Origin of the sequence: Nonomuraea sp. NPDC050536, assembly GCF_044457685.1 — a bacterium.
Taxonomy (GTDB): domain Bacteria; phylum Actinomycetota; class Actinomycetes; order Streptosporangiales; family Streptosporangiaceae; genus Nonomuraea.
In genome coordinates this window covers 611323-636279 of the sequence record NZ_JBITHD010000002.1, presented here as the reverse complement: position 1 = coordinate 636279, position 24957 = coordinate 611323, and the positions used below count along the sequence as shown (strand labels likewise).

The 24957-nt window shown below is 67.7% G+C and carries 36 protein-coding genes; 33 read left to right on the top strand and 3 right to left on the bottom strand.

What is annotated here, in order from left to right; all coding sequences use genetic code 11:
* Window positions 1-52: 52 nt before the first annotated feature.
* The 30 genes from rplB (at window position 53) to truA (ending at window position 17043) form a co-directional block, all read left to right on the top strand.
* Window positions 53-889 (top strand): 50S ribosomal protein L2, encoded by an 837-nt coding sequence (gene rplB / locus ACIBHX_RS09985; protein WP_132509668.1) that lies wholly within the window; start codon window positions 53-55, stop codon window positions 887-889.
* Window positions 890-900: 11 nt separating this feature from the next.
* Window positions 901-1179 (top strand): 30S ribosomal protein S19, encoded by a 279-nt coding sequence (gene rpsS / locus ACIBHX_RS09980; RefSeq protein WP_397066013.1) that lies wholly within the window; start codon window positions 901-903, stop codon window positions 1177-1179.
* Window positions 1180-1202: 23 nt separating this feature from the next.
* Entirely contained in the window at window positions 1203-1556 is a 354-nt protein-coding gene (gene rplV, locus ACIBHX_RS09975) for a 50S ribosomal protein L22 (protein WP_214326895.1), read from the top strand.
* Window positions 1556-2407 (top strand): 30S ribosomal protein S3, encoded by an 852-nt coding sequence (gene rpsC, locus ACIBHX_RS09970; protein WP_397066011.1) that lies wholly within the window; start codon window positions 1556-1558, stop codon window positions 2405-2407. The genes rplV and rpsC overlap by 1 nt, the downstream gene beginning before the upstream one ends.
* Window positions 2408-2409: 2 nt before the next feature.
* Entirely contained in the window at window positions 2410-2829 is a 420-nt protein-coding gene (gene rplP, locus ACIBHX_RS09965; protein WP_397066009.1) for a 50S ribosomal protein L16, read from the top strand.
* Window positions 2829-3065 (top strand): 50S ribosomal protein L29, encoded by a 237-nt coding sequence (gene rpmC, locus ACIBHX_RS09960; protein ID WP_138694754.1) that lies wholly within the window; start codon window positions 2829-2831, stop codon window positions 3063-3065. The genes rplP and rpmC overlap by 1 nt, the downstream gene beginning before the upstream one ends.
* Window positions 3058-3345, top strand: coding sequence for a 30S ribosomal protein S17 (rpsQ, locus tag ACIBHX_RS09955; protein ID WP_397066007.1), 288 nt, complete (start codon window positions 3058-3060; stop codon window positions 3343-3345). Before rpmC ends, rpsQ begins: the two co-directional genes overlap by 8 nt.
* A 183-nt stretch (window positions 3346-3528) precedes the next feature.
* Window positions 3529-3900, top strand: a complete 372-nt coding sequence (gene rplN / locus ACIBHX_RS09950; RefSeq protein ID WP_026214151.1) for a 50S ribosomal protein L14 — start codon at window positions 3529-3531, stop codon at window positions 3898-3900.
* Entirely contained in the window at window positions 3900-4205 is a 306-nt protein-coding gene (gene rplX / locus ACIBHX_RS09945) for a 50S ribosomal protein L24 (protein WP_397066005.1), read from the top strand. The genes rplN and rplX overlap by 1 nt, the downstream gene beginning before the upstream one ends.
* Window positions 4205-4780: a 50S ribosomal protein L5 gene (rplE, locus tag ACIBHX_RS09940; RefSeq protein WP_214326900.1), complete on the top strand. Its 576-nt coding sequence runs from the start codon at window positions 4205-4207 to the stop codon at window positions 4778-4780. The genes rplX and rplE overlap by 1 nt, the downstream gene beginning before the upstream one ends.
* 2 nt (window positions 4781-4782) lie before the next feature.
* The gene (locus ACIBHX_RS09935) at window positions 4783-4968 is read left to right on the top strand and encodes a type Z 30S ribosomal protein S14 (protein ID WP_393170488.1); all 186 of its coding nucleotides are present in this window, start codon (window positions 4783-4785) and stop codon (window positions 4966-4968) included.
* Window positions 4969-5126: 158 nt separating this feature from the next.
* Window positions 5127-5525 (top strand): 30S ribosomal protein S8, encoded by a 399-nt coding sequence (gene rpsH / locus ACIBHX_RS09930; RefSeq protein WP_357624595.1) that lies wholly within the window; start codon window positions 5127-5129, stop codon window positions 5523-5525.
* A 16-nt stretch (window positions 5526-5541) separates the two neighbouring features.
* Window positions 5542-6084, top strand: a complete 543-nt coding sequence (rplF, locus tag ACIBHX_RS09925; protein ID WP_397066003.1) for a 50S ribosomal protein L6 — start codon at window positions 5542-5544, stop codon at window positions 6082-6084.
* A gap of 2 nt (window positions 6085-6086) precedes the next feature.
* Window positions 6087-6470, top strand: coding sequence for a 50S ribosomal protein L18 (gene rplR / locus ACIBHX_RS09920; RefSeq protein ID WP_397066001.1), 384 nt, complete (start codon window positions 6087-6089; stop codon window positions 6468-6470).
* A gap of 28 nt (window positions 6471-6498) precedes the next feature.
* Window positions 6499-7128 (top strand): 30S ribosomal protein S5, encoded by a 630-nt coding sequence (gene rpsE, locus ACIBHX_RS09915; RefSeq protein ID WP_091090115.1) that lies wholly within the window; start codon window positions 6499-6501, stop codon window positions 7126-7128.
* A gap of 2 nt (window positions 7129-7130) precedes the next feature.
* Complete coding sequence (gene rpmD / locus ACIBHX_RS09910; RefSeq protein WP_080043226.1) at window positions 7131-7313, top strand: 50S ribosomal protein L30; 183 nt, start codon at window positions 7131-7133, stop codon at window positions 7311-7313.
* Window positions 7314-7315: 2 nt separating this feature from the next.
* Window positions 7316-7771: a 50S ribosomal protein L15 gene (rplO, locus tag ACIBHX_RS09905; RefSeq protein ID WP_397065999.1), complete on the top strand. Its 456-nt coding sequence runs from the start codon at window positions 7316-7318 to the stop codon at window positions 7769-7771.
* Window positions 7772-7919: 148 nt separating this feature from the next.
* Window positions 7920-9233, top strand: coding sequence for a preprotein translocase subunit SecY (gene secY / locus ACIBHX_RS09900; protein WP_397065997.1), 1314 nt, complete (start codon window positions 7920-7922; stop codon window positions 9231-9233).
* The gene (locus ACIBHX_RS09895) at window positions 9233-9883 is read left to right on the top strand and encodes an adenylate kinase (protein WP_397065996.1); all 651 of its coding nucleotides are present in this window, start codon (window positions 9233-9235) and stop codon (window positions 9881-9883) included. Before secY ends, ACIBHX_RS09895 begins: the two co-directional genes overlap by 1 nt.
* Window positions 9884-9956: 73 nt before the next feature.
* Window positions 9957-10766 (top strand): type I methionyl aminopeptidase, encoded by an 810-nt coding sequence (gene map, locus ACIBHX_RS09890; RefSeq protein ID WP_397066076.1) that lies wholly within the window; start codon window positions 9957-9959, stop codon window positions 10764-10766.
* Between the two features lie 38 nt (window positions 10767-10804).
* Complete coding sequence (locus tag ACIBHX_RS09885; RefSeq protein WP_397065994.1) at window positions 10805-11212, top strand: DUF1707 domain-containing protein; 408 nt, start codon at window positions 10805-10807, stop codon at window positions 11210-11212.
* Window positions 11213-11310: 98 nt separating this feature from the next.
* Window positions 11311-11706, top strand: coding sequence for a hypothetical protein (locus ACIBHX_RS09880; RefSeq protein ID WP_397065993.1), 396 nt, complete (start codon window positions 11311-11313; stop codon window positions 11704-11706).
* Between the two features lie 574 nt (window positions 11707-12280).
* Window positions 12281-12502: a translation initiation factor IF-1 gene (infA, locus tag ACIBHX_RS09875; protein WP_012887858.1), complete on the top strand. Its 222-nt coding sequence runs from the start codon at window positions 12281-12283 to the stop codon at window positions 12500-12502.
* Between the two features lie 21 nt (window positions 12503-12523).
* Window positions 12524-12637, top strand: a complete 114-nt coding sequence (gene rpmJ / locus ACIBHX_RS09870; RefSeq protein ID WP_003956441.1) for a 50S ribosomal protein L36 — start codon at window positions 12524-12526, stop codon at window positions 12635-12637.
* A gap of 220 nt (window positions 12638-12857) precedes the next feature.
* On the top strand, window positions 12858-13238 hold the full coding sequence (rpsM, locus tag ACIBHX_RS09865) for a 30S ribosomal protein S13 (protein ID WP_397065991.1): 381 nt from the start codon (window positions 12858-12860) through the stop codon (window positions 13236-13238).
* A gap of 45 nt (window positions 13239-13283) precedes the next feature.
* Entirely contained in the window at window positions 13284-13688 is a 405-nt protein-coding gene (gene rpsK / locus ACIBHX_RS09860) for a 30S ribosomal protein S11 (RefSeq protein ID WP_012887860.1), read from the top strand.
* Between the two features lie 20 nt (window positions 13689-13708).
* Window positions 13709-14335 (top strand): 30S ribosomal protein S4, encoded by a 627-nt coding sequence (gene rpsD / locus ACIBHX_RS09855; protein WP_397065989.1) that lies wholly within the window; start codon window positions 13709-13711, stop codon window positions 14333-14335.
* 139 nt (window positions 14336-14474) lie between these two features.
* Window positions 14475-15491, top strand: a complete 1017-nt coding sequence (locus tag ACIBHX_RS09850; RefSeq protein WP_397065988.1) for a DNA-directed RNA polymerase subunit alpha — start codon at window positions 14475-14477, stop codon at window positions 15489-15491.
* A gap of 85 nt (window positions 15492-15576) precedes the next feature.
* The gene (rplQ, locus tag ACIBHX_RS09845; RefSeq protein ID WP_397065986.1) at window positions 15577-16095 is read left to right on the top strand and encodes a 50S ribosomal protein L17; all 519 of its coding nucleotides are present in this window, start codon (window positions 15577-15579) and stop codon (window positions 16093-16095) included.
* A 78-nt stretch (window positions 16096-16173) separates the two neighbouring features.
* Window positions 16174-17043, top strand: a complete 870-nt coding sequence (truA, locus tag ACIBHX_RS09840) for a tRNA pseudouridine(38-40) synthase TruA (RefSeq protein ID WP_397065984.1) — start codon at window positions 16174-16176, stop codon at window positions 17041-17043.
* Window positions 17044-17295: 252 nt separating this feature from the next.
* On the opposite strand, the gene ACIBHX_RS09835 is transcribed toward truA, so the two are convergent.
* The 3 genes from ACIBHX_RS09835 to ACIBHX_RS09825 form a co-directional block, all read right to left on the bottom strand.
* Window positions 17296-20283 (bottom strand): hypothetical protein, encoded by a 2988-nt coding sequence (locus ACIBHX_RS09835; protein ID WP_397065982.1) that lies wholly within the window; start codon window positions 20281-20283, stop codon window positions 17296-17298.
* A 103-nt stretch (window positions 20284-20386) separates the two neighbouring features.
* On the bottom strand, window positions 20387-21319 hold the full coding sequence (locus ACIBHX_RS09830) for a hypothetical protein (protein WP_397065980.1): 933 nt from the start codon (window positions 21317-21319) through the stop codon (window positions 20387-20389).
* 24 nt (window positions 21320-21343) lie between these two features.
* The gene (locus ACIBHX_RS09825; RefSeq protein ID WP_397065978.1) at window positions 21344-22021 is read right to left on the bottom strand and encodes a CAP domain-containing protein; all 678 of its coding nucleotides are present in this window, start codon (window positions 22019-22021) and stop codon (window positions 21344-21346) included.
* Between the two features lie 388 nt (window positions 22022-22409).
* Here ACIBHX_RS09825 and rplM point away from each other — a divergent pair, with 388 nt between their 5' ends.
* The 3 genes from rplM to glmM are packed head-to-tail and all read left to right on the top strand — an operon-like array spanning window position 22410 to window position 24730.
* Window positions 22410-22853: a 50S ribosomal protein L13 gene (gene rplM, locus ACIBHX_RS09820; protein WP_397065976.1), complete on the top strand. Its 444-nt coding sequence runs from the start codon at window positions 22410-22412 to the stop codon at window positions 22851-22853.
* Between the two features lie 19 nt (window positions 22854-22872).
* Window positions 22873-23397, top strand: a complete 525-nt coding sequence (gene rpsI, locus ACIBHX_RS09815) for a 30S ribosomal protein S9 (RefSeq protein ID WP_397065975.1) — start codon at window positions 22873-22875, stop codon at window positions 23395-23397.
* A gap of 1 nt (window position 23398) precedes the next feature.
* Complete coding sequence (gene glmM / locus ACIBHX_RS09810) at window positions 23399-24730, top strand: phosphoglucosamine mutase (RefSeq protein WP_397065973.1); 1332 nt, start codon at window positions 23399-23401, stop codon at window positions 24728-24730.
* Window positions 24731-24957 lie beyond the last annotated feature (227 nt).

Genomic DNA, 24957 nt, shown 5'->3' with positions numbered 1-24957 from the left:
ACGTCAGTGCGGCGGGCTGTCCCATGTAACCGACAAAGGATGAACGAAAAAGATGGGCATCCGTAAGTACAAGCCGACGACCCCGGGTCGCCGCGGCTCGAGTGTCTCGGACTTCTCCGAGATCACCCGCAGCACGCCCGAGAAGTCGCTGCTTGCGCCCCTTCACAGCAAGGGCGGCCGGAACGTACACGGCCGGGTCACCGCACGCCACCAAGGCGGCGGTCACAAGCGCGCCTACCGGATCATCGACTTCCGTAGGCATGACAAGGACGGCATTCCGGCCAAGGTCGCACACATCGAGTACGACCCCAACCGCACCGCCAACATCGCTCTGCTGCACTACGCCGACGGCGAGAAGCGCTACATCATCGCGCCGACCGGCCTCAAGCAGGGTGACCGGATCGAGAACGGCCCCTCGGCCGACATCAAGCCGGGCAACTGCCTGCCGCTGCGCAACATCCCGACCGGTACCTTCATCCACGCGGTGGAGCTGCGGCCGGGCGGTGGCGCCAAGCTGGGCCGTTCCGCGGGCGCGCAGATCCAGCTGCTCGCCAAGGAGGGCCAGTACGCCACGCTGCGTATGCCCTCGGGCGAGATGCGCATGGTGGACGTCCGCTGCCGCGCTTCGGTCGGCCAGGTGGGCAACGCCGAGCAGGCCAACATCAACTGGGGTAAGGCCGGCCGTATGCGGTGGAAGGGCAAGCGCCCGACCGTCCGCGGTGTCGCGATGAACCCCGTCGACCACCCGCACGGTGGTGGTGAGGGTAAGACCTCCGGTGGTCGCCACCCGGTCAACCCCAAGGGCAAGCCCGAGGGCCGTACCCGTCAGGCGAACAAGGCCAGTGACAGGCTGATCATCCGCCGTCGGTCCAAGAGGAAGAAGCGGTAGGAGCAGCCACAATGCCACGTAGTCTTAAGAAGGGCCCCTTCGTGGACGATCACCTTCAGAAGAAGGTGGATGTTCAGAACGAGAAGGGCACCAAGAACGTCATCAAGACGTGGTCGCGTCGATCCATGATCATTCCCGACATGCTCGGGCACACGATCGCCGTGCACGACGGCCGCAAGCACGTCCCGGTGTTCGTCACCGAGTCGATGATCGGTCACAAGCTCGGGGAGTTCGCCCCGACGCGTACGTTCCGCAGCCACGTCAAGGAAGACCGCCGCAGCCGGCGGTAGCGTCCCGGAAGTAGGAGAAAGCGATGGAAGCCAGGGCTCAGGCGCGGTTCGTCCGTGTCACGCCCCTCAAGGCCCGCCGCGTGGTGGACCTTATTCGCGGGCTGCCCGCTTCGGAGGCGCAGGCCGTGCTGCAGTTCGCTCCCCAGGCGGCGAGCGAGCCGATCTACAAGGTGCTCTCGTCCGCGATGGCGAACGCCGAGCACAACTTCGATCTCGACCCGCAGACGCTCTTCGTGAGCCGCGCGTGGGTCGATGAGGGCCCGACGCTGAAGCGGTTCCGCCCGCGTGCCCAGGGTCGCGCCTACCGGATCAACAAGCGGACGAGCCACATCACTGTGATCGTGGAATCCCGCGAGCCGAAGGGAAGGACCCGCTAGTGGGCCAGAAGGTTAACCCGCACGGGTTCCGCCTCGGCATCACGACCGACTTCAAGAGCCGGTGGTACGCCGACAAGCTTTACAAGTCGTACGTCGCGGAGGACGTCGCGATCCGTCGCATGCTGCAGAAGGGCATGGAGCGGGCCGGCATCTCCAAGGTCGAGATCGAGCGCACGACGGACCGCGTGCAGGTGGACATCCACACCGCGCGTCCCGGCATCGTGATCGGCCGCCGCGGCGCCGAGGCGGACCGTATCCGTGGCGACCTCGAGAAGCTGACCAAGAAGCAGGTTCAGCTGAACATCCTCGAGGTCAAGAACCCCGAGATCGACGCGCAGCTCGTCGCCCAGGGCGTCGCCGAGCAGCTGTCCAGCCGTGTCTCGTTCCGCCGTGCCATGCGCAAGGCGATGCAGTCGGCCATGAAGTCCGGCGCCAAGGGCATCCGTGTCCAGTGCGCGGGTCGTCTGGGCGGCGCCGAGATGTCCCGGTCGGAGTTCTACCGCGAAGGCCGTGTGCCCCTGCACACGCTCCGCGCGGACATCGACTATGGCTTCTACGAGGCCCGGACCACCTTCGGCCGGATCGGCGTGAAGGTGTGGATCTACAAGGGTGAGGCTCCGACCAGCCGCGCCGAGCGCGAGGCGGCCGCCGCCGGCGCCCGCGCCGGCCAGCGTCGCGAGCGTGACGACCGTCGCGGTGGTGGCGGCGACCGTCCCCGTCGCGGTGGTGGCGCCGGTGGCGCCCGTCGCGGTGGTGGCGGCCGTGGCGACCGCGCGCCCAGGACTGAGGCGGCCGCGCAGGCTGCCCCCGAGACCGGCCCGGCTGCGCAGCCGGGTGCTGAAGGGAGCTGACCATGCTGATCCCGCGCAGGGTCAAGCACCGCAAGCAGCACCGGCCCGACCGCAGCGGCGCCGCCAAGGGCGGCACCAGGGTCGTGTTCGGTGAGTTCGGCATTCAGGCGATTGAGCACGCTTACGTGACCAACCGCCAGATCGAGTCGGCTCGTATCGCCATGACCCGCCACATCAAGCGTGGCGGCAAGGTGTGGATCAACATTTACCCGGACCGCCCCCTCACCAAGAAGCCCGCCGAGACCCGCATGGGTTCCGGTAAGGGTTCGCCGGAGTGGTGGATCGCGAACGTCAAGCCCGGTCGGGTGATGTTCGAGCTGTCCGGTGTCGCCGAGCCGATCGCGCGCGAGGCGCTCACCAGGGCGATCCACAAGCTCCCGATGAAGTGCAAGATCGTAAAGCGTGAAGTGGGTGAGGCGTGATGGCTAAGGGCCTGACCGCCGGCGAGCTGCGAGTGGAGGACCAGGACACCCTGGTCCAGAAGCTCAAGGAAGCCAAGGAGGAGCTGTTCAACCTCCGCTTCCAGTCAGCGACCGGTCAGTTGGAGAGCCACGGGCGGCTTCGTGCCGTCCGCCGCGAGATCGCCCGTATCTACACCGTGATGCGCGAGCGCGAGCTGGGCATCGTCACGGTCGAGAAGGAGACGAGCGATGGCTGAGACCGAGACCACCGAGACAACCGAAGACGCGCGGAACTTCCGCAAGGTCCGCGAGGGCCTGGTCGTCAGCGACAAGATGGACAAGACCGTCGTCGTCGCCGTCGAGGACCGCGTCAAGCACCGTCTGTACGGCAAGGTCATCCGCCGTACGACCAAGTACAAGGCGCACGACGAGGCCAACGCCTGTGGCGTGGGCGACCGCGTGCTCCTGATGGAGACCCGCCCGCTCTCCGCCACCAAGCGGTGGAGGGTCGTGGAGATCCTCGAGAAGGCCAAGTAGCCCTTCTCGGATATACCGCGCCTCGTGGGGGCTGGAGACAGCCCCCATGACGGTGTCCAAGGACGTGGGAGACCCTCACGTCGCCTGCGGTGCGACCCCAGGGTTGTTTCCGTGGGAACAAGACCAGATAGGTTCCGCCAAGCTCAGAAGTAATGAGAACTGGCGCGACTAACAGGAGTAACTGTGATCCAGCAGGAGTCGCGACTCAAAGTCGCCGACAACACGGGTGCCAAGGAGATCCTTTGCATCCGTGTGCTCGGTGGCTCGGGTCGGCGCTACGCGGGAATCGGCGACGTCATCGTCGCCACTGTCAAGGACGCCCTGCCCGGTAGCACCGGCGTCAAGAAGGGCGACGTGGTCAAGGCCGTCATCGTCCGCACGGTGAAGGAGCGCCGCCGTCCGGACGGCTCCTACATCCGCTTCGACGAGAACGCCGCCGTCATCATCAAGGACAGCGGTGACCCTCGCGGCACTCGTATCTTCGGCCCGGTCGGCCGTGAGCTGCGCGACAAGAAGTTCATGCGCATCATCTCGCTCGCTCCGGAGGTGCTGTGATGTCGAAGTCGCACGTGCGCAAGGGTGACATGGTCCAGGTCATCGCCGGCAAGGACAAGGGTGCCAAGGGTCACGTGATCGCCACCTACCCGCGGGAGGACCGCGTGGTGGTCGAGGGCGTCAACATGATCAAGAAGCACTCCAAGGAGACCCACCAGGGTCCGCGCGGCGCCAAGACCGGCGGTGTGCAGACCATGGAGGCTCCCATTCACGTCTCCAACGTGAAGAAGCTCAAGGACGAGAAGCCCGCCGAGAAGAAGGCCGACGAGAAGAAGGCCGACGCTGCGGAGGGTGAGGACAGCTGATGACCGCCACGACCACTGAGACCGAGCGCCCGACGCCGCGCCTGAAGACGAAGTACCGCGAGGAGATCGCGGCGCAGCTTCGCAAGGACTTCGGCATCGAGAACGTCATGCAGATCCCCGGCCTGGTGAAGATCAAGGTCAACATGGGTGTCGGCGAGGCGGCCCGCGACTCCAAGCTCATCGAGGGCGCTGTCCGCGACCTGACCGTGATCACCGGCCAGAAGCCGGCCGTCGTCCGGGCACGCAAGTCCATCGCGCAGTTCAAGCTGCGTGAGGGCATGCCGATCGGCGCGCACGTGACGCTGCGCGGCGACCGCATGTGGGAGTTCCTCGACCGTCTGCTGGCGCTCGCGCTGCCCCGTATCCGGGACTTCCGCGGTCTGTCGCCCAAGCAGTTCGACGGCAACGGCAACTACACCTTCGGTCTGACCGAGCAGGTCATGTTCCACGAGGTCGACCAGGACAAGGTCGACCGGCCGCGGGGCATGGACATCACGATCGTGACCACCGCGAAGAACGACGACCAGGGCCGGGCGCTGCTCAAGCTTCTCGGCTTCCCCTTCAAGGAGGCCTGATCATGGCGAAGAAGTCGCTGATCGCCAAGGCGGGGCGCAAGCCGAAGTTCGAGGTCCGGGCGTACACGCGTTGCACGCGCTGTGGCCGTCCGCGCGCCGTCTACAGGAAGTTCGGCCTGTGCCGCGTGTGCTTCCGCGAGATGGCGCACCGGGGCGAGCTGCCTGGCATCACCAAGTCGAGCTGGTAGATACCCTAAGGAGGCGGCCTGCGTGTCGCCTCCGCCAGCCGTACATCTAGAAATGTCAAACGAGGGCGCTCTCGTAGAGCGCCCCTGACCACGCCGTAGGTCCACCGGTAGAGCTCGTCTTCACCGACTGGAAACCGCGGCGAGGAAGGCCACTGGCCATGACGATGACCGACCCGATCGCAGACATGCTGACGCGTCTGCGAAATGCGAACTCGGCGTACCACGAGAGCGTGACGATGCCGTATTCGAAGATCAAGGCGCACATCGCCGAGATCCTCCAGCAGGAGGGTTACATCCAGTCTTGGACCGTCGAAGACGCCAAGGTTGGAAAGAACCTCGTGGTGGAGCTCAAGTTCGGGCCGACCCGTGAGCGTTCGCTCGCGGGCCTGCGCCGGGTTTCCAAGCCCGGTCTGCGGGTTTATGCGAAGAAGGACAATCTGCCTCGAGTCCTGGGCGGGCTGGGCGTCGCGATCATCTCGACGTCCGCCGGTCTCATGACCGACAAGCAGGCCGGCAAGCGTGGTGTGGGCGGGGAAGTCCTCGCCTACGTCTGGTAGAGGGGAGGAACACAGCATGTCGAGAATCGGACGGCTGCCCATCCCTGTGCCCAGTGGCGTAGACATCACGATCACCGGCCAGGATGTCCAGGTCAAGGGCCCGAAGGGCACGCTTTCTCACACGGTCGCCGAGCCCATCTCGGTGGTGCGCGACGACGACGGGGCCATCGCGGTCTCGCGTCCCAACGACGAGAACAAGGTGCGTGCGCTGCACGGCCTGTCCCGCACGCTCATCGCCAACATGGTGCAGGGCGTGACGCAGGGCTACTCCAAGTCCCTGGAGATCGTCGGTGTCGGTTATCGCGTCGCGGCCAAGGGCCCGTCGCAGCTGGAGTTCTCGCTGGGCTTCAGCCACCCGGTCATCATCGACGCCCCTGAGGGCGTCACCTTCCGCGTCGAGAAGCCGACCCTGTTCCACGTGGACGGCATCGACAAGCAGAAGGTCGGCGAGGTCGCGGCGAACATCCGCAAGCTGCGCAAGCCCGACCCGTACAAGGGCAAGGGCGTGCGGTACCAGGGCGAACAGATCCGCCGCAAGGTCGGAAAGGCTGGTAAGTAGGCATGGCTCCGAAGACTGCGTTCGGCAAGCACACGGCCGCCCGCGCCGTCTCGCGGGCCCGCCGACACACCCGCGTGCGCAAGAAGGTCGTCGGCACGGCGGAGCGTCCGCGCCTCGTCGTCAACCGTTCGACCAAGCACCTGTTCGTCCAGATCGTGGACGACGCCAAGGGCCACACCCTGGTCAGCGCCTCCACCATGGACGCCATGCTGCGTTCCGCGGAGGGCGACAAGACCGCGAAGGCCAAGAAGGTCGGCGAGCTCCTCGCTCAGCGGGCCAAGGAAGCCGGGATCTCCTCGGTCGTCTTCGACCGTGGCGGAAACCGCTACGCCGGCCGCATCGCGGCTCTGGCGGACAGCGCCCGCGAAGGCGGGCTCGAGTTCTGATGGCAACTGTTGAGATGAGGAACCACTGATGGCTGCAGCTCCGCGTCGCGGTGGCGGCACCGGTGGCGAGCGGCGGGACCGTCGTGACGATCGCCGCGGTGGCGCCGCCGACAAGGGCGTCTCGTACATCGAGCGCGTAGTGAAGATCAACCGAGTGGCCAAGGTCGTGAAGGGTGGTCGTCGCTTCAGCTTCACCGCCCTCGTCGTCGTCGGTGACGGCAACGGCCTGGTCGGCGTCGGCTACGGCAAGGCCAAGGAAGTCCCCGCGGCCATCGCCAAGGGTGTCGAAGAGGCCAAGAAGCACTTCTTCAAGGTCCCGCGGATCCAGGGCACCATCCCGCACACCGTGCAGGGTGAGGAGGCGGCCGGCGTCGTCTTCCTGCGTCCCGCCTCGGCCGGTACCGGCGTCATCGCCGGTGGCCCGGTGCGCGCGGTCCTGGAGTGCGCGGGCATCCACGACGTGCTGTCCAAGTCGCTCGGTTCGGACAACCCGATCAACATCGTGCACGCCACCGTGGCGGCTCTGAAGGGGCTCTCGCGTCCCGAGGAGATCGCCGCCCGCCGTGGCCTGCCGATCGAGGACGTCGCCCCGGCCCGGATGCTGAAGGCTCAGCGCGAGGGTCTCGCCGAGGCGGCGGCCGCGAAGGCGGTGAGCTAGTCATGGCACGCCTGAAGATCACTCAGGTTCGCTCGAAGATCGGTGGCAAGCAGAACCAGCGTGACTCGCTGCGTTCGCTTGGCCTGAAGCGAATCGGCGACGTCGTCGTCAAGGAGGACCGGCCCGAGATTCGTGGCATGGTCTCCGTGGTGACGCACCTCGTCGAGGTGGAAGAGGTCGACTAGTCATGACTGACAAGGCTCCGCTCAAGATTCACGACCTGCGTCCTGCCCCGGGTGCCAACAAGTCCAAGATCCGCAAGGGTCGCGGCGAGGCGTCCAAGGGTAAGACCGCCGGTCGCGGTACCAAGGGCACGCACGCCCGTACCACGGTCCACCTCGGTTTCGAGGGTGGCCAGGTGCCGCTGCAGAGGCGTCTGCCGAAGCTCAAGGGCTTCTCCAACGCGCTGTTCAAGACGACCTACCAGGTCGTCAACCTGGACAGGCTCGGCGAGCTGTTCCCCGAGGGTGGCGAGGTCACCGTCGAGTCGCTGGTCGCCAAGGGTGCTGTCCGCAAGAACCAGCTGGTGAAGGTCCTCGGTACCGGTGAGATCTCGGTCGCGGTGAACGTGACGGCGCATGCCTTCTCGTCCTCCGCGAAGGAGAAGATCGCGGCTGCCGGTGGGTCCGTTACCGAGCTGTAGCACCGCTATGACGAGGCGTGGGGGTTCCGTCGATGGGCCCCCACGCCTGTAGTGCGTTAGAGTTCGCCACGTACGACCTGAGACTTCAGATGGCAGATCCCCGCACCATCGCATACCTATCCCGCCGTAGAGGCGCGCAGGAGGGACCGTGCTGACCGCGTTTACCCGGGCGTTCCGGACGCCGGACCTGCGCAAGAAGTTGCTCTTCACCCTGGGCATCATCGCGCTGTTCCGTCTCGGCTCGGTTCTTCCGACTCCGGGCGTCCACGTCCAGAACCTGGCGGCCTGTTTCGCACAGGCCCGCAACGACGCCACCACCGGCAACATCTATGGGATGGTCCAGCTGTTCAGCGGCGGCGCGCTGCTGAAGCTGTCGGTGTTCGCGCTGGGCATCATGCCGTACATCACCGCGAGCATTATTTTGCAGCTGCTCGTCGTGGTCATCCCGCGCCTTGAGGCACTCAAGAAGGAGGGCCAGGCCGGACAGACGAAGATCACGCAGTACACCCGTTATCTGACCATCGGTCTGGGCATTCTGCAGTCGACGGCCTTCATCGCCCTGGCCCGCTCTGGGCAGCTGTTCCCGAACTGCCAGCAGGACGTTCTGCTCGAGCCTGACAACATCTTCATGATCGTGACGATGGTCGTCATCATGACGGCCGGCACCTCGGTCATCATGTGGCTGGGCGAGCTGATCACCGACCGCGGCGTCGGCAACGGCATGTCGATTCTGATCTTCACTCAGGTCATCGCGGTCTTCCCCTCCGAGCTGTCCAACATCTTCTCGGCGAACAAGTTCACCTTCGCCGTCGTGATGGTGGTCGGCATCTTCATGATCGCAGCGGTCGTCTTCGTCGAGCAGGCGCAGCGCCGCATCCCGGTCCAGTACGCCAAGCGGATGGTCGGGCGCAGGATGTACGGCGGCACCGCCACCTACATCCCGCTGAAGGTCAACCAGGCGGGCATCATCCCGGTCATCTTCGCCTCCTCGCTGCTGTACCTTCCGCAGCTGCTGACCTCGCTGTTCGCGAAGGCGGAGAACCCGAACGCGATCGTGCAGTGGATCTCGGCGAACCTGACCAAGGGCGACCACCCGACCTACATGGTCACGTTCTTCCTGCTGATCGTGTTCTTCACCTACTTCTACGTGTCCATTACCTTCAACCCCACTGAAGTGGCGGACAACATGAAGAAGTACGGTGGGTTCATTCCGGGCATCCGCCCGGGCCGGCCGACGGCTGAGTACCTGAACTACGTGCTCACTCGCCTGACCGCGCCTGGCGCGCTCTATCTGGGTCTGATCGCCATGATCCCGATCGTCGCGCTGGCGATTGCCGGGGCTAGCCAGAACTTCCCGTTCGGAGGGACGAGCATTCTGATCATGGTTGGTGTCGGCCTGGACACGGTCAAGCAGATCGAGAGCCAGCTCCAGCAGCGTAACTACGAAGGCTTCCTGCGCTAGTGAGGCTGGTTCTGGTTGGGCCCCCCGGTGCGGGCAAGGGGACACAGGCCCAGTACATAGCGTCGAACCTGTCCATCCCGAAGATCTCGACAGGTGACATCTTCCGTGCCAACGTCTCCGGAGGCACGGAGCTCGGCAAGCTCGCCAAGACCTACATGGACCGTGGCGATCTCGTGCCCGACGAGGTCACGATCGCCATGGTCCGTGACCGCCTCTCCGAGGACGACGCGCAGGACGGTTTCCTGCTCGACGGGTTCCCCAGGAACGTGCCGCAGGCCGAGATCCTGCGCGACATGCTCAAGGACTGGGGACAGGCGCTCGATCTCGTGCTCGAGCTGGTCGTCGACGACGACGAGGTGGTCAGGAGGCTGGCGGGCCGCCGTACCTGCAGCCAGTGCGGCCGGATCTGGCACGTGGAGTTCGACGACAAGAAGGACGACCGATGCGACGCCTGCGGCGGCACGCTGTTCCAGCGTGACGACGACAAGGAGGACACCGTCAGGCACCGCCTGGAGGTCTACCAGGAGCAGACGTCGCCGCTGATCTCCTTCTACGCGGACGAGGGCATCCTCGTCGGCGTCGACGCCACTGGTCCGGTCGAAGAAGTGACACAGCGGGCAATGGAGGCCATTCGCCCTTTCATGGGCTAAGTTCCCTGGGGCTATTGTGGGGGGAATTGACCTCCCACGTCCGCCCGTTGACACACCCCGGGGGGTGCCGAAGTTGTTCAAGAAGAACCGGCATGGAATCCAGATCAAGACGCCCGAGCAGCTGGAGAAGATGCGGGCGGCCGGTCTGGTCGTCGGGCGCACGCTGGAGTTGCTGAGAAGCTCCGTCGAGCCCGGCATGACACCGCTCGATCTGGACGTCATCGCCGAGAAGGCCATCAGGGACGCGGGTGCGATCCCGTCGTTCAAGGGCTACCAGGGCTTTCCCGCCACCATCTGCGCCTCGGTCAACCACGAGGTCGTGCATGGCATCCCGACCAACGCCCGCAAGCTGCGCGAGGGCGACGTCATCTCCATCGACTGCGGCGCGATCCTGGAGGGCTGGCACGGCGATTCGGCCGTCACCGTCCCCGTGGGCGAGGTGGAGCCGCGCCTGACCGAGCTGATGCGGATCACCGAGGACGCCATGTGGGCGGGCATCTCCGCCCTCACCGTCGGCCGCCACCTTTCCGACATCGGCTACGAGGTCGAGAAGTACGTCAAGTCGCAAGGCAGGTTCGGTATCCCGCCGGAGTACGGCGGCCACGGCATCGGCACCGAGATGCACATGGACCCGTGGATCGCCAACCACGGCCGGCCCGGCAAGGGTCCGGTGCTCGAGGTGGGCATGTGCCTGGCCATCGAGCCGATGGTCAACCTGGGCAGCGAGCGCACCCGCGTCCTGTCGGACGACTGGACCGTGGTCACGATCGACGGGAAGGCCTCCGCGCACTTCGAACACAGCGTCGCCGTGACACATAATGGTCCTTGGGTGCTGACAGCCCTCGACGGGGGCAAGGAACGCCTGGCGCACCTCCAGAACTAGTCCCCCCGGGAGTGGTGAACATGGCGCAGAGTCCCGAGATGCGTGCCTCCGACGCCGACCGCGACCGCGTGGCGGCCGTACTGCGGGAACACACCGCACAGGGCCGCATCAACATGGACGAGTTCAACGAGCGGCTCGAGCAGCTCTACCAGAGCAAGACCTACGGCGACCTCGCCAAGCTCACCGCCGACCTGCCCGACGTCGACCTGCGGGCGCGCCCGGCCAAGATCACGCCCACGCCGCAGTCCAAGCAGGGGATGCACACCGGCATGCGGGCGGCCTGGGGTGCCTGGGCCGCGGCCGGCGCCGTGAACTGGGTGATCTGGCTGATCGTCAGCGTCACCAGCGGCCACCTGATCTACCCCTGGCCGCTGTGGGTGATGGGCCCGTGGGGCGCGATCCTGCTGATGAGCACGATCTTCGGGTCGGGCCATCGCAGGCCCTGAATGTGCACTACTGCACTGTGTGCATTCCTGCGCAGAAGGGATGAACGATCCTTCCTAGCGTGAGCGGTGTTGAGAACACCACTCACCGGAGGAATCCAATGCGCAAGGTCCTTGCAGCCGCTGCCCTCGCCGGATCCGTCGCCCTCACCGGCCTGGCCGTCGCGGCCCCCGCCGCGCAGGCGTCCACCGCCAGCCAGACCTCGGTCCACAACTGGGGCAAGTACTACTCCAGCAACCACAAGGCCTACGACTACGGCTACACGTGGGAGTCGCACGGCCGCGTCTACACCAAGTGGTACGGCAAGGAGTTCACGCCGAAGTACGGCTACGTCTGGTTCAAGTACTACTCGGGCGGCAGCTGGCACAAGTTCTACCGCAAGTGGGACGGCTCCTACAGCGAGACCTGGTCCGGCAGCGGCATCAAGAAGATCTTCACCTACACCTGCTGGGGCAGCCCCACCAGCTACTGCGGCGCCTCATTCCGCATCTACTGATCCCCCGCTCCGGCAACGAAGGCCCGCTTCGGCGGGCCTTCGTGATGTCTGTCCTGGTACGGCGGGCCGCGGGCAAAAGACGCACTCTTTACCGCCTGGGGTAGTTGGCGCGGATGGGGCAGGGTAGCTGATCATTAACGATGGAACCGGCGTAATGGGGGGACGATGCTGGCCTGCCTGGCTTTGACGGCCACGGCGCGAATGCCGTGGCTCGCTGGAGCGATGGCCGTCCTGCTCATCGTGGCCGGTACCGGAGTTGTCGTGGTCCGCAGGCGGCGTCGCTAGCCCGCCCGGACGACTGGCTCGTGCCCGCCCAGCGCCGCGTGTCGGCGGCCGATGGCGCTGGGCGGGCACGGTGACCGCCCGCATGAGGTACCCTTTAACGTGGTTGTGTCAGGACACCTGGCACGTGCGTTTCGCATTTGCGGCTCAGGTGTCGTACACTCCTTAGTCGGCTCACTATGACTATCACGCGTCGGCGGTCTTGCGGATCGCCGCTCTCTTCGAAGCGTGAGGTCGCGGCTGCTTAGTGGACCGAAACCTCAGACGACCGATCAGTGAAACGCGAGGGATTTTGGCCAAGAAAGACGGCGCCATCGAGATCGAGGGCACTGTGGTCGAGTCGCTCCCGAACGCCATGTTCCGGGTGCAGCTCGACAACGGCCATAAGGTCCTGGCCCACATCAGCGGACGGATGCGGATGCACTACATCCGGATCCTGCCTGACGACAGGGTTGTCGTGGAGCTGAGCCCCTACGACCTCAGTCGTGGGCGGATCGTCTACCGATACAAGTAAGCGTCTGAGGACAAAAGGACAATGAAGGTAAAGCCGAGCGTCAAGAAGATCTGCGACAAGTGCAAGGTGATTCGCCGGCACGGTCGCGTCATGGTGATCTGCGACAACCTGCGCCACAAGCAGCGTCAGGGCTAGTCGCTACGTAAGGCTTCTCCGAGTCCGCACCATATCGGGTTGCGGGCTCGACGCATGAGAAGCCTGTAACAGGAAGCGCCCACACCTGGGCAGGCGGCAGCCGTACGGCATGCCGGACCACCCAGGAGACCCCCGGTCGGAGGCCGGGGCCCTCACCCCGGGCATGGGGAGGGGTCGTGCGGCGTAAGACCTCCGCCACAGAGAAGGAGAATGCCCGACCATGGCTCGCCTGGTTGGCGTCGACCTCCCCCGCGAAAAGCGGCTGGAGATCGCTCTCACCTACATCTACGGAATCGGCCGCACCCGCGCCCAGGAAATCCTCGAGGCTACGGGCGTCAGCGGCGACCTGCGTGTGCACCAGCTCTCCGACACTGAGCTCGTCCCGATGCGTGACTACATCGAGGCGAACTTCAAGATCGAGGGTGACCTGCGCCGCGAGGTCCAGGCCGACATTCGTCGCAAGATCGAAATCGGTTGCTACCAGGGCATCCGGCACCGCAAGGGCCTGCCCGTGCACGGTCAGCGCACGCAGACCAACGCGCGCACCCGCAAGGGCAAGAAGAAGACCGTCGCCGGCAAGAAGAAGCCCGGTAAGAAGTAGTCCGCGCAGCCGCTGGACCGAAGACCTCAGGAGTAATGGCAAGCAATGCCTCCTAAGAGCCGTCAGGGCGCACCGAAGAAGGTGCGCCGCAAGGAAAAGAAGAACGTCGCTCACGGGCACGCCCACATCAAGAGCACGTTCAACAACACGATCGTTTCGATCACCGACCCGAGCGGGAACGTGATCTCCTGGGCCAGCGCCGGCCACGTGGGTTTCAAGGGCTCCCGCAAGTCCACCCCGTTCGCCGCTCAGATGGCTGCCGAGAACGCCGCACGTCGTGCCATGGAGCACGGCATGCGCAAGGTCGACGTCTTCGTGAAGGGCCCCGGCTCCGGCCGTGAGACCGCGATCCGTTCGCTTCAGGCGACCGGGCTCGAGGTCGGCTCCATCCAGGACGTGACCCCGGTTCCGCACAACGGCTGCCGTCCGCCGAAGCGCCGCCGCGTCTGACACCCAGGAGAGATTGAGAAATGGCTCGTTACACGGGTGCGGACTGCAAGCTTTGCCGTCGCGAGAAGACCAAGCTCTTCCTCAAGGGCAGCAAGTGCGAGTCCGCGAAGTGCCCCATCGAGATCCGTCCTTACCCGCCGGGTGAGCACGGTCGCGGACGTCCCAAGGAGTCCGAGTACCAGCTTCAGCTTCGTGAGAAGCAGAAGACCCGCCGGATCTACGGCGTCCTCGAGAAGCAGTTCCGTAACTACTACGAGGAAGCCGCGGGCAAGACCGGCAAGTCGGGCGAGGTGCTGCTCCAGATCCTGGAGAGCCGCCTCGACAACGTCGTCTACCGCGCCGGGTTCGCCCAGTCGCGTGACGCCGCTCGCCAGCAGGTGCGCCACGGCCACATCACGGTGAACGGCAAGAAGGTCGACATCCCGTCGTACCGCGTTCGCGAGCACGACATCATCGAGGTCCGCGAGACCAAGCGCAACCTGCTGCCTTACGAGGTGGCCCGCGCCACCGCCGGCGAGCGCACGGTTCCGGCCTGGCTGGGCGTCGTGCCCGAGAAGCTCCGCGTCCTGGTGCACCAGCTGCCCGTCCGGCAGCAGATCGACACCCAGGTCCAGGAGCAGCTCATCGTCGAGTACTACTCGAAGTAAGCTGCCCCGCCTCTGACCCCCGGCTTTTCCGGCCGGGGGTTAGGTGCTGTCCGGTGGTGCATGCCGTACAGCACCTAGACTGGTTTATCGGAGTGGCGTCATATAGCGGTCGCCACACGAAAAGGGGAGAACCCACACCATGCTGATCGCTCAGCGTCCGACTCTTCTCGAAGAGTCGATCGACGAGACCCGGTCCCGCTTCGTCATCGAGCCGCTGGAGCCGGGCTTCGGCTACACCATCGGCAACTCGCTGCGGCGCACGCTGCTGTCGTCCATCCCGGGCGCGGCCGTGACATCGATCCGCATCGAGGGCGTGCTGCACGAGTTCTCGACCGTTCCCGGGGTCAAGGAGGATGTCACCGACATCATCCTGAACCTCAAGGAGCTGGTCGTCTCCTCCGAGCACGACGAGCCGGTCGTGATGTACCTGCGCAAGCAGGGCCCCGGTGAGGTCACCGCCGCCGACATCGCGCCTCCGGCCGGTGTCGAGGTGCACAACCCCGAGCTGCGCATCGCCACGCTCAACGGCAAGGCCAAGCTGGAGATGGAGCTGACCGTCGAGCGCGGTCGCGGCTACGTCTCCGCCGCGCAGAACAAGCAGCCGGGCCAGGAGATCGGTCGTATTCCGATCGACTCGATCTACTCCCCGGTGCTCAAGGTCACCTACAAGGTCGAGGCGACCCGTGTCGAGCAGCGCACCGACTTCGACCGTCTGATCCTGGACGTCGAGACCAAGCCGGCCATGAAGCCCCGCGACGCGGTGGCCTCCGCCGGTAAGACGCTGGTCGAGCTGTTCGGCCTGGCGCGCGAGCTCAACGTCGAGGCCGAGGGCATCGACATCGGCCCGTCGCCGACCGACGCCGCCCTGGCCGCCGACCTGGCGCTGCCGATCGAGGAGCTCAACCTCACGGTCCGCTCCTACAACTGCCTCAAGCGCGAGGGCATCCACACCGTGGGTGAGCTCGTCGCCCGCAGCGAGCAGGACCTGCTCGACATAAGGAACTTCGGCGCCAAGTCGATCGAAGAGGTCAAGCAGAAGCTGCACGAGATGACGCTGGCGCTCAAGGACTCCCCGCCCGGGTTCGACCCGAGCGCGGTGGCCGGCGCCGGTTACGACGACGACGACAGCGCGTACGTCGAGACCGAGCAGTACTGATTTTTGCTGATGGGGGCTGTACGGTCCCCAGCCCGACCCCGGTACCTGGTACGGCCGGGGCGGGTTAACCCACAAGGAGACTCACATGCCCAAGCCCACCAAGGGCGCTCGTCTTGGCGGCAGCCCGGCGCACGAGCGGCTGATCCTGGCCAACCTCGCCACCGACCTGTTCCGCCACGGCAAGCTCCGCACCACGGTGACCAAGGCCAAGCGGCTCCGCCCCCTCGCGGAGCGGCTGATCACCAAGGCCAAGAAGGGCGACATCCACAACCGTCGCCAGGTGCTCACCGTGGTCCGCGACAAGGGCGTTGTCCACCACCTGTTCACCGAGATCGCGTCGACGTTCGCCGAGCGTCCCGGTGGCTACACCCGCATCACCAAGGTCGGCAACCGCAAGGGCGACAACGCCCCGATGGCGGTCATCGAGCTGGTGAGCGAGCCGCTGAACGCGGTCACCGTGTCCCGCAAGCCCGCTCCGGCCGCTGAGGCTCCGGTTGTGGAGACCGCCGAGGTCGCTGACGAGGCTCCCGCCGCTGAGGCTGCCGCCGAAGAGGCTCCGGCCGCTGAGGCCGCCGGCGAGGCTGAGAAGAAGGACGAGGCCTGATTCGTCAGGCCACACCGGACGGGCCCGGGCTCCCTCGCGGGGGCACCGGGCCCGTCCCCATTTCGCTGGAGGGTGATCGTGGTACGGCTCCGCCTTGACCTCGGATACGACGGCACGGACTTCTCCGGGTGGGCCCGCCAGCCGGAGCGGCGCACCGTCCAGGGGGAGATCGAGCTGGCGCTGGGCAAGATCCTGCGGATCGAGCCGCCGGAGCTCACGGTCGCGGGGCGTACTGACGCGGGAGTGCACGCGCGCGGGCAGGTCGCCCACGTCGACGTCACCCTCGAAGCCCTCTCCACCCTCACCCGCCGTACCTCCGCCTCGCCTGACTCGTCCGGTGAGATGGGTCTGGGCGTGGATGAGTGGCTTTCTGCGCTGTTGCGAAGGATGGCCGGGGTCCTGGGCCCAGACGTACGGATTTATCGGGTCTCCGTGGCTCCTGAGGGCTTTGACGCGCGTTTCTCCGCGCTGTCGCGCCGGTACGCCTACCGGGTCAGCGACGCCCCCGGTGGCGTGGACCCGTTGCGGCGCCACGAGGTGATCTGGCACAACCGGCCGCTCGCTCTGGACGCCCTCAACGCGGCAGCCGTACACCTGCTGGGGGAGCACGACTTCGCGGCCTTCTGCAAGAAGCGCGAGGGCGCGACGACGATCAGGGAACTGCAGCGCCTCGACTGGGTCCGCGAGCCGTCCGGGATCCTGGTCGCCACGGTCGTGGCGGACGCGTTCTGCCACTCGATGGTGCGCGCCCTGGTGGGCAGCCTCCTGGCGGCCGGCGACGGGCGCCGCCCCGTGGAGTGGCCCGGCGAGGTGCTGTCACGCGCGGTCAGGGACTCCGGCGTCCACGTGGCCCCCGCCCACGGCCTCTGCCTCGAGGAGGTCACCTACCCGGCCCCCGAACACCTCGCCACCCGAGCCCACTCCACCCGCCGCCTCCGCACCCTCTAGCCAGCTCCCACCTTTGCGGGCCGCCCTCCTCGCCGTCCGCCACTCCGCCCTCGTACGACAACCCACCGGCTTCTTGTTCTCGTACGGCAAGCCGCCGCCACCGGCCGCCCACTGCACTTCGGCTGACGACCCGTGCCCGGCGCCCCTGGCGAGTCGATGCCACTGACCCACCGTCACGCCCGACGTCCTCGTAGCACCCCGGCCGCCCCCTCCCACCGCCCCACACCCCACCGCGGCGGTGCTTGGGCGGGGTTAGTGGTGGGTTAGGCGGTGTTCCAGGACCTTGGAGGTTTGGTCGCGGAAGGCGCCGCTTACCTTGCCGAGGGTCTTCTCCTTGGGAGCGGGGGTGTGGCCGTCGGCGTACGTGGCGTAGCTGAAGACGATGTAGCGGCCCCAGACCAGCCCGGCAGCGTAGCCGCCGGCGATGCCGACGCGGTCGGCGCCCGAGCCCGCGGCGCCAGGGAGGGCTCTGAACCACAGGTTCTTGGAGAGGTTCTTGGCCTGGTCCGCCTGGAGGGCGGCGTCCTTGGTGGGGAGAACGGCGATGCCGGTCGTCACGGCGTAGAGGCGCTTGGCGTCCACGTAGGTGGCTCGCAGGACGCGGGTGCACTTCTGGGCCTTGAGGGCGTCGGCGAAGGGACCCGTGGCGGCCTTGTCGCAGTTGTTCTGCATGTCCGTGCTGACGCGCGCGAACGAGGTCCCGGCCAGGGACATCTTCTTCTGCGGGAACGCCTCCGTGAGCGACAGCTTCTTCGGGTCCGTCTGCACGGAGTTGAGCATGGTCCCGGCCGCGTCCGTGGACGGGGTCACCGTGGGCTGGGCCGTGGTGGGCTCCGCGGAAGGTTGCTGCGTGGTGGGATGGGCGCTGGCGGCCGTCGGTCGCGTGGGCGAGGCGGCCTTCATCGAGCGGTAGGCGAAGAAGCCGCCGGTCGCCACGCCCGTGAGCACCAGCACGCCCAGCACCGCGAACAGCGCCTTCTTGCTCTTGCCTGGCGGCTTGACCGCCGCCTTCGGGAGCACGAAGCCCTGGTCCGGCTGGTAGGCGGGCGCGCCGTTCGGCGGCGTCGGACCGTCCACCCCGCCGAAGGGAGCGAAGGGCCGCCCGCCCGCAGCTTGAACCGGTACGGCAGGCAAGTTCTGCCCAGGTCCGGCGGGCTGCCCGGGTCCGGTCTGTGAGGCTTGAGCCGGTACGGCGGGCGAGGGCTGACCCGGTCCATGCGGTGAAGGTTGGCCCGGTACGGCGGGCAGCGCCGGCGTAGCGCCCGGACGGGCGAAGGCTTCCCCAGGCTTGGCACCGTCACCAGGCGCAGGAGCCTGCCCGTGACCGGGCATCGAGGTGCCCTGGCCTGGCAAGGGAGCGTCCTGACCGGGCGTTGGGGTGGCCTGGCCTGGCAAGGGGGCGTTCTGGCCGGGCGTTGGGGTGCCTTGGCTCGGCGAGGAAGCGTTCTGGCCGGGCGTTGGGGTGGCCTGGCCCGGCAGGGGAGCGTTCTGGCCGGGCGCTGGGGTGCCTTGGCTCGGCATGGAAGCGCCCTGACTGGGCGTGGGGGCGGCCTGGCCCGGCAGGGGAGCGTCCCGACCGGGGATCGGGGTGGCCTGGCTCGGCGAGTGAGCGCCCTGGGCGGGTGTCGAGGTGGCCTGGTCGGGTGGAAGAGTGCCCTGGCCGGGTATCGGAGTGTCCTGGCCGCGCACGGGAGTGCCCTGGCTGGGCGTCGGGGTTGCCTGATCAGGCGGGGGAGTGACCTGGCCGGGTATTGGGGCGGCCTGGTCGGATGCCTGAGTGGCCGGCATCGGGGTGGCCTGGCCGGGAGCTGAGGTGGCTGCGCCGGGCGCGGGGTGGCCTGGTGCCGGGGTGGTCTGTTCGGAGGCCAGGGCGTCCGAGCCGGGCGCCGAGAGGGCTTGGGTGGGGGCCGCCTGGGGTGGGGCCGTGGGACCAGCGGTCGAGCCCGCTTGGGCGGATGCCGGGTTGGCCTGCGCGGGGTCGGCGGCCGTGCTTGCGAGGGAGGCAGAGTTGGCGGTCCCCGCTTGGTCGTTCGCACCGAGGTGCGCAGGTGCGCCGGGCTCGCCGCCCTGTGCATGGAAACGCGCGGGCGTGGTGGCCTCGCCCTGCGCAGCGAGGCGGGCAGGCGTGGTGGCTTCGCCCGGGTATACGGCGTGCGAAGGCGTGGTGGGCTCGCCCTGCGTGGTGAGGTGGGCAGGCGTGGTGGCTTCGCCCGGGGATGCGGCCTGCGCGGGTGTGGTGGGCTCGCCCTGCGCAGTGAGGTGGGCAGGGGTGGTGGGGTCGGCCGGGAGGGTGGGTTTGGGGGATTTCTTGGCCCAGACCTCGGGGCCGAAGGGGAGGTCGGGGATGCGGTCCTGGTCCTGGGGGGCCTGGTGGAGCGGCCAGACGGGGACGTCGCCGGGCTCGGCGGCGCGGTCGTCCGGGAGGGTTCGGTTCGCGTCGAAGGCAACGGGCTCCGACGAGCGCGCCGAGGGCTCCGGCGATCGCGTTGAGGGCGCGTTGGGAGCGAGGATGTCGTGGTCGTCGTGGGGGGAAAGGTCGTCGTTGAAGGACGGGGCGTCGTGGGGGGACGGGGTGTCGTCAGGGGCGAGCTCGCCGGTGGCCGCGGGCCACGGGGGCATGACGGCGTCGGGGGTGGGGGCGGGCCAGACGTTCATGTCCGCCGCCGCGGCCGTGAAGGCGGGCGGCGGCTCCCACGGTGGGGCGCCGGGCACCACGGACCAGCCGGAAGGGGCCTCCGTGCCCGGGGATTGCCAGGCGTCGGCACTGGGCTCCCAGCCGCTTGGAGGAACGTCCAGCGGCCGGGCGTGGGACCCGTCGGACGGCAGAGCGACCTGCGACCCGCCGAAGCCGGAGCCGGGAGACGGCCGAGCGCCCTGGGACCCGCCGGGCGAGTCGGAGGGAGACGGCCGAGCACCCTGGGATCCGCCGGGCGAGTCGGAGCCGGGAGATGGCTGAGGGGGTTGCCAGTCGGCCGGGCCGGGCTCGGAGAACCAGTCGTAGGGCGCGGCGTCGCCGCCGGTCACCTCCCACGACTGGGCGCCGGGGAACACCGGCAGATCCGGCAGGCCCGGCGGCGGCCCCGGGTAGACGGGAATGGGATGAGGAGGCTCCGCAGACGCCCCGTCGCTGCCGATGACGGGCTCCACGAGCTGACCGAAGCTCGGCGGCGGCGTCGCCGGTGCGGCCGAGCCGTCGTCGTCCCTACGCTCGTGCTCAGACCCGGGTTCCTGGCCACGCATAAGGGGGAGCCTAGCGAGAGTCAGGAGATCGTCATGCCGGTATGGGCGTTCCCGGCCGGATCGGCCATCCCATTGATACCCCTAAGGCGATGGATGACCGTTTTCACCCTGCCGGGTTGCCGGTCAGCGACCGTGCGTCCAATGCCTTGAAAACGGTCGCCTGGGTGATGTCGTCCACAGCCTGATAAAGGGCCTTAAAGCCCTTCTTGTCGGGCTTGGTGCCGTCCTTCTTCTGGATCCAGTACATGACCGCGTAGTGCCCGTGGGTGCGCACCTGCGCGCCCCCGCTGCCCTGCCCGAGCAGCTTGGTCACCGAGTCCTTGCCCGGCAGCGGCTTGACGTAGTCCGACTTGCTCCCGGCGGCTGCCACCTTGGAAGAGTCCTTGCCGGAGCCGAGGTTGGCGACCCCGATCGTGCCGATGACCTTGCCGTCCTTGTCGCGGAAGCTGGCGCGCAGCAGCTGGGTGCACTTGCCCTTCTTGAGCGCCTTCTGCAGCTTGTCGCCGAGGACGGCATCGCTGCACTTCTTGTCCTTGGCGGTGATCGTCATCACGTACGACCGCCCGGAGACGTCGATCTTCTTGGTCGGGAAGACCTCCTTGAGCGTGAGCGGCTCCGAGTCCATGTCTCTCGACGCGGCATAGCCGTACTTGCCCTGCGGCCCCGAAGGGAGAGGCGCGGACGTACGGCGGGCCGCGTCGGACGAGGCGGGGGCGGGGCTGTCCATGTTCCACATCACGAAGAGGCCACCGCCGAGCAGGGCGAGCACCGCGACGCCGCCGATGGCGAACAACAGCGGCCCTCGGAAGCGCCTGCTGCCCTCGTCATAGGGACTCCACATGCCGCTGCGGGGCGCCGAGGGCTCCTCAGCGGCACCCTTACCACTGGGCACTGGGGGTTCCTCGGCGGCGCGCCTGCCACGGGGCGCCGGGGGCTCCTCAGCGCCGCGCTTGCCACGGGGCGCCGGGGGTTCCTCGGCGGCGCGCCTGCCGCGGCGGGGGGTGCTTTCGTGGGTGGTCTCTTCGGGAAAACCCATGCGGGCGACCCTACCGTGCGTGGCTCACGGGTATCCGAGATCCTGGGTCCACCAGGTGTCACCGGAGCCCGACACGACGCCCACGCCGATGGTCGCGACGGCGCAATTCAGGATGTTCTGCCGCCGGTCGCGGCTGTCGAGCCAGGCGCGCACGGCCTCGTCGGCGGAGGAGTAGCCGCGGCCGATGTTCTCGGCCGCCCCGTTGCTGTATCCGGCGCTCTCCATCCGGTCCCACGGCGAGGATCCGTCGGGCGACTCGTGGGTGAACTTGCCGGTGCGCGCCATCTCCATGGAGTGTGTCCTGGCGCTGCGGGTCAGCCGCGAGTCGACGCGCAGCGGGCGGCAGCCGCGCTTGACGCGGGCGGCGTTGGTGAGCGTGACCACGCGGGAGGCCAGCCCGGGCACCACCTGGACGCTCTGGTCGCCGAGCACCTGGGTGGGGTCGTATTCGGTGTAGCCGGGCACCTGGTTGACGGGGGTGCTCCTGGCGGTCTTGGGGGTGGTCCGGCCACGTGGCACAGCCGCGGTGGTCTCCCTCGCCGAGCGGCCCGAGTGCGGCTGGGTCTTCTTCGGCGCCGGGGTCATCTTCAGCGCCGCGGGCGGCGCCGTCTCGTTCAGGTAGATGCGGCCGGTGGTCTGCGGATCGCCGGTCAGCCGTCCGATCAGGACACCGGTGAACAGGGCCGCCAGAATGCAGACCATCGCACCCAGGTGATTCCGTCGCCGCGCGCTTTGCTGGGTGTGCCGGGAGTGAGGGGTCTGCCACATGCCGCAGCCAACGATAGGGATGTCCGGTCCTGGTAAAGAAGGGTCTGGCGGGAACCGAAATAGAACCGTTCTGTGGTCGGATAGACTCGGTTCGGGTCACCGGTCTTTTGACCAGCCCCTCCGGGGCAGGTAACCTAATCGTTCGTTGTGTGCATAGGTCCCGCGTGACCGATGCGCGGCGCGTCCGGCGTCATCTCCCATCATCAAGTCCATCGGGCTAGGGAGACGGAAGGTCCGGGCCGTCGTGTGCCCGCACCGACCGACCAATACGGCTGTCGCATCCGACAGCGCCGAAGACGCGAGCATAAAGAAGGCTACGACCGTGCGCACGTACTCACCGAAGCCCGCCGACGTCGAACGTCAGTGGTACGTCATCGACGCGACCGACGTCGTTCTGGGCCGGCTGGCCAGCCACGTGGCGAACCTGCTCCGCGGAAAGCACAAGCCGATCTTCGCCAACCACGTCGACACCGGTGACTTCGTCATCATCATCAACGCCGACAAGGTGCACCTGAGCGGCAACAAGCTCGAGCAGAAGAAGGCATACCGCCACTCCGGTTACCCGGGCGGTCTGCGTTCCGTGAGCTACGGCGAGCTCATGGAGAAGCGGCCGGAGAGGGCCGTCGAGAAGGCCGTCAAGGGCATGCTGCCCAAGAACTCCCTCGGCCGGAAGATGGCCAAGAAGCTGAAGGTCTACGCGGGTTCCGAGCACCCGCACCAGGCCCAGCAGCCTGTGCCGTTCGAGATCACCCAGATCGCCCAGTAGGAAAGTTAAGAGGAGAACCGTGGCTGAGCCCACTGGTGTCGAGACGGCCGTCGAGGCCGAGCTGGACGACTACAGCAGCAGCGAGGACTTCCCGTCCGAGTACACCACCGAATCCGCCGCCAGCGCCGAGGCCCCTGTGCGCAAGCCCGTCACCACGGGCAACTCGTACGGCACCGGCCGCCGCAAGGAGGCCATCGCCCGGGTGCGCATCGTTCCCGGCACCGGCAAGTGGACGATCAACGGGCGTTCCCTGGACGTCTACTTCCCCAACAAGGTCCACCAGCAGATCGTCAATGAGCCCTTCGTGGTGCTCGGCGCCGAGGAGGCGTTCGACGTCATCGCCCGCATCGACGGCGGCGGCGTGACCGGCCAGGCCGGTGCGCTGCGCATGGGCCTGTCGCGTGCGCTGGCGGTCCTCGATGTCGAGGTCAACCGCCCGCCGCTGAAGAAGGCCGGCTTCCTCACCCGTGACGCCCGCGCCACGGAGCGGAAGAAGTACGGCCTCAAGAAGGCCCGTAAGGCTCCGCAGTACAGCAAGCGCTAAATTGGCGCGCCTTTTCGGCACCGACGGGGTACGTGGGGTCGCGGGTCGCGACCTCACGGCCGAGCTCGCCATGGAACTGTCCGTGGCGGCGGCGCACGTCCTCGGAGACACGGGACCCAAGCGTCCCGTGGCGGTGGTGGGCCGGGACCCCCGGGCTTCAGGTGAATTCCTGGAGGCCGCGGTGGTCGCCGGCCTCGCGTCGTCCGGGGTGGACGTGCTGCGCCTGGGCGTGCTGCCCACGCCGGCCGTGGCCTACCTGACCGGCGCGCTGGGTGCGGACCTCGGTGTCATGCTGACGGCTTCGCACAATCCGGCGCCGGACAACGGCGTGAAGTTCCTGGCCCGCGGCGGGCTCAAGCTGGCCGACGTGGTCGAGGACGAGATCGAGCGCCGTCTCGGTGAGCAGTGGAACCGCCCCGTCGGCTCCGGGGTGGGTCGGGTGCGGGACGCCTTCGGCGAGGCCGACCGCTACATCTCGCACGTGCTGACCACCCTGCCCGGCCGTCTCGACGGCCTGGACATCGTGGTCGACTGCGCGCACGGGGCCGCGCACATGGTGGCCCCCGAGGCGCTGGTACGGGCGGGAGCCCGGGTGGAGGCCATCGGGGCGCGCCCCGACGGGCTCAACATCAACGCCGGCTACGGCTCCACCCATCTGGACAGGCTCCAGCAGGTGGTGGTCTCGCGCGGCGCCGACCTGGGCCTGGCCTACGACGGTGACGCCGACCGCTGCCTGGCGGTCGACCACACCGGCGCGATCATCGACGGCGACCAGATCATGGCGATCCTGGCCGCGGCCATGCACGCCGAGGGCCGACTGGCCAAGGACACCGTGGTGGCCACCGTGATGTCCAACCTGGGCTTCAAGCTGGCGATGCGCGATGCGGGCATCAACGTGATCGAGACCGCGGTCGGCGACCGCTACGTGCTCGAGCGGATGAAGTCCGAGGGCTACAACCTGGGCGGCGAGCAGTCGGGTCACGTCATCATGCTCGACCACGCCACGACGGGCGACGGCCTGCTCACCTCGCTGCACCTGCTGTCGGTGGTGGCGGGCTCGGGCCGCCCGCTGCGCGAGCTGGCCTCGGTGATGACGCCGCTGCCGCAGATCCTGATCAACGTCAAGGACGTGGACAGGGGCAAGGCCTTGGTCCCCGAGCTCACGGCCGCCGTGGCGCAGGCCGAGGCGGAGCTGGGGGAGACGGGCCGCGTCCTGATCCGCCCCAGCGGCACCGAGCCCATGATCCGCGTCATGGTGGAGGCCTCCTCGGAGGACCAGGCGACCATGGTGGCAGGCCGCCTCGCCGAGGTGGTCCGCGTCGCCTGCGCCTGACCAAGACCCTGAAGACCCCGTCCTGTTCTGGACGGGGTCTTCTGGTTCTGTCCGGCAAGGCGGGGTCTTTCGGTTCCGTCCGGCAACGCGGGGTCTTTTGTGCCGTACGGCAAAGCCGCCGTCACCGGCCGCCCGCCGTACTCCGGCTGAGGGCCCGTGACCGGCGCTGCCGGCGAGTCGGGGACGCCGGCCCGCCGTAACGGCGCACAGGACCCGCGTCAATCGGC